At 43.8% G+C, this 13,311-nt stretch carries 14 protein-coding genes and 1 riboswitch; of the genes, 7 read left to right on the forward strand and 7 right to left on the reverse strand.

Annotation, left to right across the window (positions count from 1 at the left end; genetic code table 11):
• Window positions 1-4: 4 nt before the first annotated feature.
• Genes dapB through lysA form a run of 5 tightly spaced genes read right to left on the reverse strand, consistent with a single transcriptional unit; the run spans window position 5 to window position 4,868 of the window.
• Window positions 5-787, reverse strand: coding sequence for a 4-hydroxy-tetrahydrodipicolinate reductase (gene dapB, locus M3M38_RS04110; protein ID WP_252813642.1), 783 nt, complete (start codon window positions 785-787; stop codon window positions 5-7).
• 3 nt (window positions 788-790) lie between these two features.
• Entirely contained in the window at window positions 791-1,669 is an 879-nt protein-coding gene (dapA, locus tag M3M38_RS04115) for a 4-hydroxy-tetrahydrodipicolinate synthase (RefSeq protein ID WP_252813643.1), read from the reverse strand.
• Window positions 1,670-1,672: 3 nt separating this feature from the next.
• Complete coding sequence (locus M3M38_RS04120) at window positions 1,673-2,827, reverse strand: N-acetyldiaminopimelate deacetylase (RefSeq protein ID WP_252813644.1); 1,155 nt, start codon at window positions 2,825-2,827, stop codon at window positions 1,673-1,675.
• A gap of 3 nt (window positions 2,828-2,830) precedes the next feature.
• Window positions 2,831-3,538 carry a 2,3,4,5-tetrahydropyridine-2,6-dicarboxylate N-acetyltransferase gene (gene dapD, locus M3M38_RS04125; protein WP_252813645.1) on the reverse strand — a complete coding sequence of 236 codons (708 nt, stop codon included), beginning with the start codon at window positions 3,536-3,538 and terminating at the stop codon, window positions 2,831-2,833.
• 28 nt (window positions 3,539-3,566) lie between these two features.
• A complete protein-coding gene (gene lysA, locus M3M38_RS04130) occupies window positions 3,567-4,868 on the reverse strand; it encodes a diaminopimelate decarboxylase (protein WP_252813646.1) in 1,302 nt (433 codons plus the stop codon).
• A gap of 95 nt (window positions 4,869-4,963) precedes the next feature.
• Window positions 4,964-5,138: riboswitch (Lysine riboswitch) on the reverse strand.
• Window positions 5,139-5,317: 179 nt separating this feature from the next.
• Here lysA and M3M38_RS04135 point away from each other — a divergent pair.
• From M3M38_RS04135 to M3M38_RS04165, 7 genes are all read left to right on the forward strand, one after another.
• Entirely contained in the window at window positions 5,318-6,694 is a 1,377-nt protein-coding gene (locus tag M3M38_RS04135) for an aspartate kinase (RefSeq protein ID WP_252813647.1), read from the forward strand.
• A 15-nt stretch (window positions 6,695-6,709) separates the two neighbouring features.
• Window positions 6,710-7,690 carry a diaminopimelate epimerase gene (gene dapF / locus M3M38_RS04140; RefSeq protein WP_252813648.1) on the forward strand — a complete coding sequence of 327 codons (981 nt, stop codon included), beginning with the start codon at window positions 6,710-6,712 and terminating at the stop codon, window positions 7,688-7,690.
• A gap of 122 nt (window positions 7,691-7,812) precedes the next feature.
• Window positions 7,813-8,406, forward strand: coding sequence for an NADPH-dependent FMN reductase (locus M3M38_RS04145; RefSeq protein WP_252813649.1), 594 nt, complete (start codon window positions 7,813-7,815; stop codon window positions 8,404-8,406).
• Window positions 8,407-8,510: 104 nt separating this feature from the next.
• Window positions 8,511-8,840, forward strand: coding sequence for a PadR family transcriptional regulator (locus M3M38_RS04150; RefSeq protein ID WP_252814863.1), 330 nt, complete (start codon window positions 8,511-8,513; stop codon window positions 8,838-8,840).
• Window positions 8,840-9,445, forward strand: a complete 606-nt coding sequence (locus M3M38_RS04155; protein WP_252813650.1) for a DUF1700 domain-containing protein — start codon at window positions 8,840-8,842, stop codon at window positions 9,443-9,445. Before M3M38_RS04150 ends, M3M38_RS04155 begins: the two co-directional genes overlap by 1 nt.
• Entirely contained in the window at window positions 9,438-9,620 is a 183-nt protein-coding gene (locus M3M38_RS04160; RefSeq protein WP_252766509.1) for a hypothetical protein, read from the forward strand. Before M3M38_RS04155 ends, M3M38_RS04160 begins: the two co-directional genes overlap by 8 nt.
• Before the next feature lie 1,117 nt (window positions 9,621-10,737).
• Window positions 10,738-11,646, forward strand: coding sequence for a beta family protein (locus M3M38_RS04165; protein WP_252813651.1), 909 nt, complete (start codon window positions 10,738-10,740; stop codon window positions 11,644-11,646).
• Window positions 11,647-11,802: 156 nt separating this feature from the next.
• On the opposite strand, the gene M3M38_RS04170 is transcribed toward M3M38_RS04165, so the two are convergent.
• The gene (locus M3M38_RS04170) at window positions 11,803-12,381 is read right to left on the reverse strand and encodes a sce7726 family protein (protein ID WP_252813652.1); all 579 of its coding nucleotides are present in this window, start codon (window positions 12,379-12,381) and stop codon (window positions 11,803-11,805) included.
• 44 nt (window positions 12,382-12,425) lie between these two features.
• Window positions 12,426-13,307, reverse strand: coding sequence for a ketose-bisphosphate aldolase (locus tag M3M38_RS04175; RefSeq protein WP_420842671.1), 882 nt, complete (start codon window positions 13,305-13,307; stop codon window positions 12,426-12,428).
• Window positions 13,308-13,311 lie beyond the last annotated feature (4 nt).

Genomic DNA, 13,311 nt, shown 5'->3' on the forward strand with positions numbered 1-13,311 from the left:
TTTCCTATAACACGTTTTCTAATCCCACGGCAAAGCCCGTCAGGCGGTTAACCTGTTTAATGGCAATGTTTAAGCCATGCATAAATGATTCCCGGTCAAAGGAATCCTGCCGAATCGTTAGTGCTTCTCCGGGTCCCCCAAAGAGCACCTGTTCGTGCGCCACGTAACCCGGTAACCGGACGGCGTGAATCGGCACGTCGTCGTAATTCGCGCCCCGTGCGCCGGGGATCGTTTCGACCGGGTTCTCAACCGTTTCCGGCGCTTGCTTCCGACCCGCGGCAATCATTTTGGCCGTATTAACGGCCGTTCCAGACGGCGAGTCATTCTTATCAGCGTGGTGCATTTCGATAATTTCAGCATCCGGGAAGTACTGGGCTGCTTGCTTGGCAAATTGCATCAGTAAGACGGCGGATAACCCGAAGTTCGGTACTAATAACCCGGCTTGGTGTTGTTCTTTTGCAAGTTGCGTTAATTGCGCGACTTGATCATCGCTGATCCCACTGGTTCCAATGATCGGGGTCATGCCGTGTTCTAATGCAAACCGGGCGTTTTCAAAGGCTCCCGCTGGCGTGGAAAAATCCACCCAAACCTGCGCACGGGTATCCATTGCACTTAACTGGTTAAAAACCTGCGTGGTGGCTGGTAACTCGTAGGCAGCCGGATCAGTTGTCTCTAGATGTGGACTGTAAACGGCCGCTAATTCTAATTCAGGATCTCGCTTAATCATCGCGGTTGCTTTCTGTCCCATGGAGCCCTGAAAGCCCGCTACTAAAACTGTGGTTGGCATAAACTACTCCTTTTCTCCGAGTGCTTCTAAAACGTAGGCTTGTTCAACGGCGGTCAAATCGGTAATGGGTAGCCGGCAACCCCCGACGTCAAGACCGTTCCGCGTCAACATGAACTTCACGGCCGATGGGGATGGGTATAAGAATAAGCCCTGCATCTTCGGCGTCAGGTCCCGTTGTAATTGACCGGCTTGCGCTAAATCGGTGTTCATTAAATCATACATTTGCCGCATTTCTGGCAAGTAAAGGTGGGAAGCCACCGAAACCACTCCGTTTCCGCCGACGCTGCGCGCAAATAAGCTCTGTGGGTCTTCTCCGGTGTATACCAGGAAGTCGTCAGGTGTTTGTTGCACAATCGCTTCAAATTCTTCCATCGAACCACACTGCTTAATCCCAATGATGTTGGATTCATGGCTTAGTTCAACAATTGTATCAACGTCCATCTTAACTCCGGTCCGACCCGGAATGTTGTAGATAATAATCGGAAAATTTGTGGCTTGAGCAACGGCCCGGAAGTGCGCTTTCATCCCCACTTGATTGGGTTTGTTGTAATACGGCACCACCACTAACGCTGCATCAATGCCCGGAATCTGACTAACTTCTGTCGTGAAGTCGATGGTTGCTTGGGTATTGTTGCTTCCGGTTCCCGCAATCACGGGCACCCGACCGTCGATAAACTGGGCAAAGTTCGTGTATAAACTAATCTTTTCATCGTGGGTTAACGTCGGTGTTTCTCCCGTCGTCCCCCCGATTAAAAATCCATCGCCACCTTCTTGTAACAATCGGTCCGTCAACGTTTCTAGGGCCGGATAATTAATTTCTTGGTCTGCAGTAAAGGGCGTAATCAGCGCCGTAATGATATCAGTCTTAGTAAAATCAGCCATCATTTACTCCTTTTCTGTCATTCGTTGTTGTAACCAGCCGGTAATCGCACTAATCCCGGGTTCAATCGCTGCTTCGTTCGGCACCAGTTCACTGGAGTGCAGTTGATGCTCGGGATCGCCGATGCCCAGCCAAAACATGGTGCCTGGGAACTTGGACAGTAGGTACCCAAAGTCCTCCCCGGTCATCGCCGGTTCGGTTTCAATGTACTGGACGTGCGGGTTCTTTTCCATATATTGAATAAACTCCTGCGTCAGGTGCGGATTGTTTTCCACCGGGAGGTAGCCCCCTTGGTTTAAGTGGAGATCCACCTGGCAGTCGTAACTCATTGCAATTCCGTTTGCTACGGCCCGGAGCCGGTCATCAATGTGTTCAATCATTTTCTGGGTCAGGCCCCGAATCGTCCCGTGGAGGTCGGCTTCTCCGGCAATCACGTTCCGAATCGTCCCAGCGTTAAACTGCCCGAAGGTAATCACCCCGCCTTCAATCGGATCGACGCTCCGCGACACAATCGTTTGCACCTGCCCGATGAACTGACTGGCAGCGACAACCATGTCGTTCGCGAATTGTGGATAGGCCGCGTGTCCCTGCGTCCCCGTAAAGTGAACGTCCACTTCCGTGGTCCCAGCAAAGAGGGTCCCCATCCGACAACCAATGGCGCCAGCGGGAAGTTGGGGATTATCGTGCAAGCCGTAAAATTCATCAGGTCGCCATTGCCCGGTAAAGAGGCCATCTTCATACGCCAACTTCCCCCCGTTCTCACTTTCTTCGGCTGGTTGAAAGAAGAACAGCAGGTTATCGGTTGGTTGTGCTTTTACAAACTGGGCCAGCACCCCCACGGCCACGGTCATGTGAATGTCATGCCCACAGGCGTGCATCCGGCCTTCGTGCTGCGACCGAAACGGCAATCCGGTATCTTCAGTCACCGGTAGGGCATCAATATCCGTCCGGTACCCAATCGTCCGGGTCGGGTTACTTCCATGTAATAACACCATGATGGCGGTCGGTAACTGTTCCGGAACCTGCACCTCCGCGAAGTCACAGTCAGCTGTCAAAGCATCAATCTGCTTCATTAACAGATCATGCGTTTGAAATTCGTGTAAGGCGAGTTCTGGAATCTGATGGAGTTCTTGATAAAGTTCGTGTAAATCCAATGTCATGGTTTAGCCCCGCAGGTCGTCTTCGAGTTTGGTCTTGTCCAAGGTCTTTTGGTTCACGTCTTTGACCTTCTTCGCTGGCATTCCAGCCACCACCGTGTAAGGAGCGACGTCTTCGGTTACCACGGCGCCAGCAGCTACTACGGCACCTTTACCGACGTGCACGCCTTCGATTACCACGGCGTTGGCGCCGACTAACACGTCATCGTCAATTTGCACTGGTTTAGCGCTAGCTGGTTCAATCACTCCAGCTAAAACAGCTCCAGCACCAATGTGAGAGTGCTTGCCGACGATGGCCCGGCCACCTAGGACCGCGCCCATGTCGATCATGGAATCGGCCCCAATTTCGGCCCCGATGTTAATCAAAGCGCCCATCATAATCACGGCGTCTTTGCCAATCTTAACCTGATCCCGAATGATAGCACCGGGTTCAATCCGGGCTTCAATGTCTTTCGTATCCAACAACGGAACGGCTGAATTCCGGCCGTCGTTTTCAATTTCGTAGTCAGTAATGTGGGAGTCGTTAGCGGCTAGGAACGGTTTGACGTCCTTCCAGTCTCCAAAGATCACGCCGGTTTGATCATTTACAAACGCGCGCAGCAAAGCCGGAAAATCAATGGCAGCAAGGTCCCCTTTGAGATAAACCTTCACGTTCGTTTTCTTTTCCGCGTTCCCGATAAATTGAATGATTTCTTGTGCGTTCATTTCAGCCATGTTTTTACTCCTTCATTAAATGTTTAGGTTAGTTTTCATCAAGGGCAACGTCTAGGTGCGTCAAGTCCGCTAACGTTTCGCGTTTCACCACAACCCGAGCTTTTCCGTTTTCAACGAAGACCACGGCAGGACGTGGATTCCGGTTGTAGTTGGAAGCCATCGAGTACCCATAAGCCCCGGTTGCTAGTACGGCAATCACGTCACCTGCTTTGACCTCAGGAAGGTGCGCATCCTTCACCAGGATGTCTCCCGATTCACAGTACTTACCAGCTACCGTGACCGTTTCGGTCTTTTCGGGATGGACATTGTCGGCGGCCACTGCTTCGTAAGCTGCACCATAAAGGGCGGGGCGAATGTTATCGCCCATTCCGCCGTCGACCGCTACGTACTTGCGAATTTCTGAAATCGTCTTTTGCGATCCGACCCGGTAAAGACTCACGCCGGCGGGACCGGCAATTGAACGACCCGGTTCGATCCAGACCGCTGGTAACGGTAAGTCGTTGGCTTCCGTTTCTTCCTTCAAGGTCGTTAAAATCTGTTCCACAAATTCTTCTGGACGAATCGGGTGATCGTCATCCGTATACTGGATTCCAAAGCCCCCTCCAACGTTCACCACCTGTGGCGTGTAGTTAAACTCATCGCGCCACCGCTTCATTAACTGCACCAGTTTCTGGGTTTCAATCTTAAAGCCGTCGGTCGCAAAAATTTGCGAACCAATGTGGGAATGAACTCCCTGCAGATGCATCCGCGGTTGGTCTAACACCAATTGCAGCGCTTGGTCCTCTTGACCGGTCAAGAGGTCAAACCCAAACTTACTGTCCTGTTGACCAGTTTGGATGAATTCGTGGGTGTGGGCCGAAACGGCTGGAGAAACCCGTAGCATTACGTTAATTTCCGCGTCTTCTTCCTCTAGGACCCGGGCTAACAATCCAATTTCATAGAAGTTATCGAGCATAATCGTGCCGACGTGATGCCGGACGGCCATTTGTAACTCTTCGTAAGATTTGTTGTTCCCGTGGAAACTAACTTTTTCCATCGGGAAATCCGCTTTGATGGCCGTCGCTAATTCACCGGCCGAAACCACGTCAATGTGCGCGTGTTCCTGGTTAACCACCTGGTACATGGCGACACAGGCAAAGGCCTTGCTGGCGTAACTAACTGCGTAGTCCACATGTTGTTCTTCAAACACCCGGGCAAAGGCCCGAATCTGCTGGCGAATCTTAGCCACATCATAGACTTGCAGCGGGGTGCCAAATTCATCTGCAAGCTTCGTGGCCGGGATGCCACCAATTAATAATTGATTATCCTGAACTTCATCACTACTTAACATTCTTTTTCCTCCTCAATCGCTATAACCAAACAAAAAGGGCCTTTCGGTACGGAAGCTCCGTCCAAAAGACCCTATTGTCGCAGGTTAGAATCGATTTTATGAATAGCTCCCCGGGAACTGAATCCCGACAGTCCGCAGTCTCTTAAACTACGTCCCAGTTATCTAAGGTCCATCTCCCCTAGCACTTCGGCACGGAACCCTTTCCCTAGCTTCAAAGTTGGATGGCAACTCCCCTAAGTACTTTTATCCCGTGCGACCTCTATTTGATTTGTTTCCAGCATAACGAAAAAGCCCCCAGCCGTCAACCTCTTGCTAGCTTCCTGACCTAAATTTCTTTATTTCTATATAGAGTTTGCCAAAAATGTCCGTTATTGCGCATAATTGAGTTGCACAATTAAAAAAATGATGATAGTTTCACTAGTAATCCAACCAACGAGGTTAAATAATCTATGAAAGTAGTTAAATTTGGGGGCAGTTCGTTAGCGGACGCCACCCAGTTCGAAAAAATCATCCACATTATCCAACAAGATCCAGAGCGCCGGGCCATCGTAGTTTCGGCCCCCGGAACCCGGTTTAAGGGCGACATCAAGGTTACGGACTTACTGATTCAGTATTCAGAAGCAGTAAAAAAACGGGCCGCCGTAGCCGACCTACAAGCAGAAATCATTGCCCGGTATCAAAACATTGCCGAACATTTTAACGTACCGGCAGCCGTCATGGACCACATTCAAGCGGTCATTCAGGGCTTAGCTACCCAAACTTATCCAGATTACGCCCACCAACTAGCAACTTTTAAAGCCCATGGTGAGTATCTGAACGCCTACCTGTTAAGTCAGATTCTAGTCAAGCTCGGACTTCCCACCCAGTTCATGGACCCTAAAGAAATCGGCTTTAACGTGGCTGGCCCCGTCAACGATGCCCACGTTACAGATGACACTTACGACCACCTTGCCACTTACCGAGACAATCCCGACTACATGGTTTTTCCCGGCTTCTTTGGAATTAATGAGGATGATGGGACGATTGCAACCTTCTCGCGGGGTGGATCTGACATTACCGGTTCGATTGTCGCCAAGGGGCTGCACGCCGAAGTTTACGAGAACTTTACGGACGTCAACGCGATTTACTCGGTTGATCCTCACATTGTTTCCCAACCCAAGGGAATCCAAACGATGACCTACCGGGAAATGCGAGAACTGTCCTACGCCGGATTTTCCGTCTTTCACGACGAGGCGTTGCTTCCGGCCATCGATGCTCAGATTCCAATTAACGTCAAAAACACCAACCAACCGGATTTACCCGGAACCTTGATTGTGCCGGAAAAGGGCTTTAAACCAAAGGGCTTTATCACCGGGGTAGCCAGTTCAAAGGGCTTTTCCGCCCTCTACCTACACCGCTATCTGCTCAACAAGGAAGTCGGTTTCACCCTAAAACTGCTCCAAATTTTGTACAAATACGGGATTTCTTACGAACACATGCCATCTGGGATTGACGATTTAACCATCATCTTTGATAACAAGCAGCTGACCCCACAAAAGGTCAAGGCGATGTGCAATGACATCAGAAACGAACTCCATCCTGACCAGTTAGAATGGATTGACCACTATGCCATCATTATGATCGTCGGCGAAGGGATGCAACTGAGTCCAAACACGATTGAAAAAATCATCCGCCCCCTGACCGACCACAACATTAACATTCACATGATTAACGAAGGTGCTTCCAAAATCTCAATTATGCTGGGCACCGATGAGGCTGATGCACAAAAATCGGTCAAACTCATCTACCAGCACTTCTTTGATAACAACCGGATTTTTAATTACTAACAGGAGATCTTAATTATGCCAACTTTACGCAAAGTCCATGGCTCTGAAAATCGCTTTTTCATCTTGGATCGGACTCAATTCGATCCTGAACCCACCCTCGACCAAATTTCACAGTTAGCCGTGCAGCTAAAACAAAGTGACGACGACCGTTTTAACGATATCGACGGCATCCTAGTCGTTGATCACTCCGACCATCTGGGGTGTACCGGCAAGATGACGGTAGTTAACGCTGACGGTAGTATTGCTTCCATGTGTGGAAACGGCTTGCGGACGGTCGCTCGCTACCTTGCCGAACAAAGTGGTCAAACGAAATTTTTAGTCGAAACCCAAGACGCTGATTTACATGTGGAACAAGCTGAAACATTAGCACCGGAAGTACCAGCATTTGGGGTCGAAATTGCCCCGGTGCGTTTCAACGCGGCTGCCTTTCCGTTTGCAGAACTTGACGGCAACACGGTCTTAAACCGACCGTTGCCCCAACTTGCCCCAGACCTTGATTTTACCGCGATTGCAGTTCCTAATCCCCACTTGATTAGTTTCATGGACCACGAAACTTTAACCGGTGGTTTACAGTCCCAATTAGGTCCCTACTTAAACGGCCAAAACCCGTACTTTCCTGACGGAGTAAACCTCAACTTTGCCGAAATTCTAGGTCCGGACGAACTCTTCGTCAAAACCTACGAACGGGGCGTGGGCTTCACTAATGCCTGTGGAACTGGAATGACCGCTACCAGTCTCGCCTACGTTTTAAACCACGACCAGGGCGACTTTGACCACGTCGTAACCGTTTACAATCCGGGCGGAATGGTGAAGGTTCACGTGGCGCGGACTGGTCAGGATTACGCACTGCGCTTGATTGCCAATGCCACCACTCTCGGCAACTGGACCATTGGCGATAACGCCCTCTTGAACGGTCAGTTTGACCAAGGTGATTACCAACCCACCACGGAAGAAATTGCTTACCAAAATTGGGTCAAATCACTGCAAACTAACTAAAACCAAAAAAACTCGTCTTCTTCGTGGAAGGCGAGTTTTTTAATTGAAGTCATTTCACTTTACTTACTAAAAATAAGTGGGTATACTAAGACTATTCAAAATACATAAAGGAGTTAAACACTATGACAACTGTAAACGTAATCTTAGGAAGTGTCCGTGAACCATCGATGGGAGACCGTCTCTTCCAATACCTGCAACGGAACCAAGCTGAGCTAGAAAAGGCTAGCAACGTCAGCTTAAAATTCTTAAAGGTCAGTGACTACCAGCTAGACCCTTATACAGAGGCCCTACCACCAATGGGAACGCCTGATTATCCCAACGGTTTAGCGGACAACGCCCAACGATGGGTCGAAGACGTTTCGGCTGGTGACGGGATTTTGCTGTTAACCCCCGAATACGACTACTCGGTTCCGGGAGCTTTAAAGAATGCCTTTGACTACCTGGGATCGGGAGTTAGCGATACGCCGATTCAAACGATTAGTTACTCAATGGGTTCGTTTGGAGGAATCCTTGCTTCCATGGCTTGGTTACCAGTTTTCCAAGTGCTGAGCTTGGTCAGTGTGCCACGCAACCTCAATCTACGTTTCATTCAAAACATCTTTACGGAAACCGGCGAACTCAATCCCGACTTAGAAGCCAGCGAACAACAATACTACGCCGAAAAGATTACACAAACGGTACAAAACATCGCTGATTACGCTACTAAGCTTAAATAAATTGCATTTCAAAAAGGCCATGAAAATTCATGGTCTTTTTTTAGTGGCTTGCTTTTTATATTATACGATGTATAATATTACTGAAAGTAAAGGAGCTGATAATCATCGCCATTCAAATTAGTTCAGAAGTGCTGGAGGGAATCGTTTTAGCCCTCCTGTCCCAAGAAGATTATTACGGCTATGCCCTGACTCAGGGTGTGAAAAAATTCATTCCCATTTCTAATTCAACCCTTTATCCAATTTTACGACGGTTGAAAAAAGAAGAATGGGTCACCACCTACGATCAGCCGTTTGACGGTCGCAACCGTCGTTACTACCAAATTACAGCTGCGGGCCTCGCCCAACTCGAAAAGGTAAAATCCGATTGGAACCACCATAAACAGATTGTCGATCAGGTCTTTAATAATCAAATGCCAAAGGAGGAGGATGAATAATGCCAACGGACCAAGAACAATACATTACGGAGCTAAAATACTACCTCAAAACGATGCCCCAAAAGGAACGCGATGATGCCACCACTTACTACCTGGAGTACCTTAAAGACGGTGATTTAGTGAACTACAAAGACATCGTAGAGAACCTGGGAACGCCCCGCCAGCTAGCTCGCCAAATCACCGCTAACTACACGATTTCTGAAGACGAGAAGCAACCTAAAAAAGAAGGCAGCGTCAACCATAACGTTAAGCTAATTGTGACAATCTTAGCCGCCATTGCTTCTCCGGCGTTGCTGGGGATTGCCGTCTTTATCTTGTTGATGCTGTTCGTCTTCGTCTTTACCGTCGGTGCGCTCCTCTTTGCCGCCCTCTTTGCCGCCGGGCTCTTCATTTGGCTCGGAGTCACAACCATCTTTAGTAAGGGGATAATTGCCCTGAGTATTCTAGGTTTAGGACTCCTAATCTTAGGAGTCTTACTGATGATTCCGCCGATTGTCTACTTCGTGGTCCGCTTTATCATTCAAATTGGAGCTAACTGGATCAAGAAAATCTACCGCTACTCACAAGCAAAATTAAATCCACGAAAGGATGGTTACCATGGTTAAATTTATGAAACGGACCCTCATGGCCGGCATTATTTTAGCAGTAACCGGCTTAATCCTTGGGGTCATCGGCTTTTACGCCGGGGGAAAGGTCCACGGATTTGAAAAGGCCTACTCACACAATACCAATCACGTTGAATTCAACATTGGCAATGATTCAGACGATGATGACGATTAATAAAGGAGTTCTGCAGGATGAAAATAGCCATTATTGGGATTCCCGTTTGTCTTAGCCTGTTACTAGCCCTTGGAATTATTAGTCTGGTGCTCTTAATGGAATTTGGTTAAAGAATGTAAGAAAAGGTACTTCATATGTATACCCCCCAAAAATTAAATTGATTGTGATAGGAATAGCATTAATAAACCATTTCACATTTCTAAGCCCACGATCATCAAAAGCAGGAAGCATTCAAACACAGGAAGTAAAAAATAGCACTAACCTTAGTATTCCAAAAGTAAACGTTCCAACTGAAGTAACTGTGAAATCAAGTAACAAATTTATCGTTAAATCTAATCTCCAGAATCAAAAAAACATAAAGTAGAAAAAACAGTAATTGGTGGAATATGACACTGAATCAGACTAAATCAAAGCAATCCAACCTGAAAAGTACGGATGGAGATGTAAATAACAATGACAGTCAAATCGGAAAGACAACCATTACTTCTGTTGATGAAAACGGTTAGTTAAACAATACAAATACGCAAGATACCCATGTTTAATTAGAAGGTGACAACATTTCATTAAAAAACTCAGCTCCAATCAACCGGTTAAAATTAACAACGCAGATTGAGACGTTCAGATTAAGCATACAGATAATTAGACTAATTAATTGAACGTTTTACACAAAAAGATGGTGAAAAACTAGACTTTCATATCAAAAACTGCGATTCAAAAATGTTATTTTTTGAATCGCAGTTTTTTGTTTTTAACTTTAATTTATTGTTAAATTTACAACTACTAATAATGATCATGAGTTATTTTATATTCATTATTAATCAATATTTCGCAAATATATTAAAAGGTGACTATGATCTCGATTTAACTGGCATTCCAAATATTAATCGACTATACAGTTTCTAAAGAAAATAATACTTAACGACTATCTCAATCTCACATTTAAATTTATGAAAATTAACATCATAGAAGTAATCATCTTAAAAGTAAATATGATTTGCAATTAAAATATAATGATTAAAGAATAATGGTAGTGTATACAAATACAAATTTATAATGAATTAGTGCTAAAATGGAGTTATAACTAAAACTAATTATTATTTTAAAGGAGATGGTATTAATGTATTTACCAGCTTTAAGAGATAAAATGGGTGAATTAAAAGCATTAGAAGAATTAGAAAAATACAAACTAACTAAAAATAAAATTAAAAATTTACTTCCTATTATATTAATAAATGAAATAACTGATGAAGCATTAAAAAAAATATCAAAAAAATATTCTAGAAAAGTATTAATAGACACAAGATTAGTTAGTGATACTAAAGATATCAAAAAATTAGTTTCAATAACTAAACAAAATAAAAATTTTAATATAATTTATTGTTTTAAAGATATTAAATATGCCGGAAATAAAGATTATGTTAAAATTTTAGACACAGATGCAGTTGGAATTTTAAAAGATATAAAAAATAATAATTTTAACATAAATTTATTTCCTAAAAATATTATTATTGATTTTGGATATATTAATAATTCAAGTCCATATAGTTATAAATATGTTAACGAATTAATTAAATATATAAAAAATAGAAACATAACAATACTATCAGGATCCGTACCAAACCCAATTCCAAAAAATTCAGACGAAAATTATACTCAAGACATTTATGAATACAAACTTTTTGAAAAGATATCATATGATAACAAAAACATTAATTTCAATTATGGGGACTATGGGACTGTTCATCCGAACTTAACTGATGATGACATCGTCAAAATGACACCTATTGTGCAAATTAAGTATACCAAAAATAAAAATGAATATTGGTTCATTAGAAATGGTTTGCGAAAAGGAGAATATAAATTCAAACCAGTTGCCAATGAAATTATTAATGATAGTAAATTTAAAAAGATATCTTGGGCAGATGAATTTTTATTTGATGTCATAAATACTAAAAATCATAATATTGGTAATGCAATGACATGGGCCGAAGTAGGAATAAATAGACATTTAAGTATATTTATATAGATAACTACTTATTATTCTGTTAATTAATTTAATATATTAAATTTAAAAAACACCCACTATTATTTTAGAATAATAGATAAAATTAATATTATAAGTTCGTCAGGCTTAAGTTTAATAAATAGTGGTCTAGTATTTTCATTAATGTCAAAGTTACTATTAAACAGGATTATAAAAACAATTACTCTTTTTAATATAGTTATTTACTATCTTTTTTATTCTTTTTTCATCTCTCTTTTTAATATTGTTAACAATATACGCTATTAAATCTTGTTTAATAAAGTTATTACATTTATTTTGTTTTTCTAAAGGTAATAAAGTTATAATTTTTTCTTTTATAATATCAACTGGAAGAGTAAATAAAAAACTTTTTATATTAAAATTTGGGTTTTTTGAAGCTTGTTTAATCCTCTTTATAAATATTTTATTATTTTCACAATAAGCAAAAAATATTCCCCAGTAGTTGGGAATTAAGTCAGTAGCACTAAATCTTAATTTTTCACCCACAACTAAATAATTCATTTCAAATATTTCATCATATCCCTTACATTGATGAGGTAATCTATGTAAAGTATCCAGATCACTTTTTATTTCATACCCAATTAAATGTTTGTTTATAGATATAATATCTGCACGTACTGGTTCAGTTATTATTGATAATTCTTCTCCTATACTTGTACCCTTATAATTTAATAATCTATTTATTAATTTTTCTCTAATTTCTCTATCGCTTAACATATAAAAATATCCATAAATACTAAGTATATCAATTAAATAAATATTTAAGCCTTACCTTCCGAGCCAAAGACCCGAATCCGGTCTAAGCACATGTCGACCAGTTTGTCAGTTCCAGCAGTGAGGAGAATCCGGGGATCGTAGTTCTTGCCCTGCAAATCTTCGTCACTCAGGATGTAATCCCGTAAGCCTTGGTGGAAAGCCAGTTGTCCTTCGGTGTTGACGTTCACCTTGGCAATTCCCAGTTGAATGGCTTTGCGAATTTGGTCATCCGGAATTCCAGAACCACCGTGTAATACCAACGGAATCCGCTTGCCTAAGGCAGCAAAGATGGCATCGTCAATCTTTTGTAGGTGTTCGAAGTTCAGTCCCTTCCAGTCCTTTGGGTACTTACCGTGAATGTTACCGATTCCCACGGCCAGCATGTCAACGCCGGCTTTTGCCATCGCTACCGCGGAATCCACTGGCGCAATTTCACCGTCCGCAATCACACCATCTTCTTCACCACCGATGGTTCCGACTTCTGTTTCTAAGCTAACGTCCTGATCCTTCGTGAGGTCTCTCAGCGTGGCGGTTTTAGCCAAGTTATCGTCCAATGGTAAACTTGAACCATCAAACATCACGGACGTATAACTGATTCCCAACGTCTTTAAAGCATCAAAGTACGTCCCGTGATCCAAATGAATCGAAATCGGAACGGTGATGTGTAAGGCGTCGTGCATGTCCACGATTAAATCGTAGGCCAACCGGAAACTCCCCATGTACTTAGCAGCTCCACTAGTCACCTGTAAAATCAACGGTGATTGGGCTTTCTCTCCGGCTTGTAAAATGGCCTTGGCCCACTCCAAGTTGTTCACGTTAAAAGCGGGAACTGCGTAGTGTTCGGCCCGTGCTTTTTGTAACATTTCCGTACTGTTTGTAATCATCAGTTCT

The sequence above is a fragment of the Fructilactobacillus cliffordii genome, assembly GCF_024029355.1.
GTDB lineage: Bacteria > Bacillota > Bacilli > Lactobacillales > Lactobacillaceae > Fructilactobacillus > Fructilactobacillus cliffordii.

What these genes read in the sequence shown, in the direction of transcription:
- dapD (WP_252813645.1), bottom strand. Translation starts at nt 3,538, where the DNA reads ATGGCTGAAATGAACGCACAAGAAATCATTCAATTTATCGGGAACGCG.
- M3M38_RS04145 (WP_252813649.1), top strand. Translation starts at nt 7,813, where the DNA reads ATGACAACTGTAAACGTAATCTTAGGAAGTGTCCGTGAACCATCGATG.
- M3M38_RS04160 (WP_252766509.1), top strand. Translation starts at nt 9,438, where the DNA reads ATGGTTAAATTTATGAAACGGACCCTCATGGCCGGCATTATTTTAGCA.
- M3M38_RS04170 (WP_252813652.1), bottom strand. Translation starts at nt 12,381, where the DNA reads ATGTTAAGCGATAGAGAAATTAGAGAAAAATTAATAAATAGATTATTA.
- M3M38_RS04120 (WP_252813644.1), bottom strand. Translation starts at nt 2,827, where the DNA reads ATGACATTGGATTTACACGAACTTTATCAAGAACTCCATCAGATTCCA.
- lysA (WP_252813646.1), bottom strand. Translation starts at nt 4,868, where the DNA reads ATGTTAAGTAGTGATGAAGTTCAGGATAATCAATTATTAATTGGTGGC.
- M3M38_RS04135 (WP_252813647.1), top strand. Translation starts at nt 5,318, where the DNA reads ATGAAAGTAGTTAAATTTGGGGGCAGTTCGTTAGCGGACGCCACCCAG.
- M3M38_RS04155 (WP_252813650.1), top strand. Translation starts at nt 8,840, where the DNA reads ATGCCAACGGACCAAGAACAATACATTACGGAGCTAAAATACTACCTC.
- dapA (WP_252813643.1), bottom strand. Translation starts at nt 1,669, where the DNA reads ATGGCTGATTTTACTAAGACTGATATCATTACGGCGCTGATTACGCCC.
- dapF (WP_252813648.1), top strand. Translation starts at nt 6,710, where the DNA reads ATGCCAACTTTACGCAAAGTCCATGGCTCTGAAAATCGCTTTTTCATC.
- M3M38_RS04165 (WP_252813651.1), top strand. Translation starts at nt 10,738, where the DNA reads ATGTATTTACCAGCTTTAAGAGATAAAATGGGTGAATTAAAAGCATTA.
- dapB (WP_252813642.1), bottom strand. Translation starts at nt 787, where the DNA reads ATGCCAACCACAGTTTTAGTAGCGGGCTTTCAGGGCTCCATGGGACAG.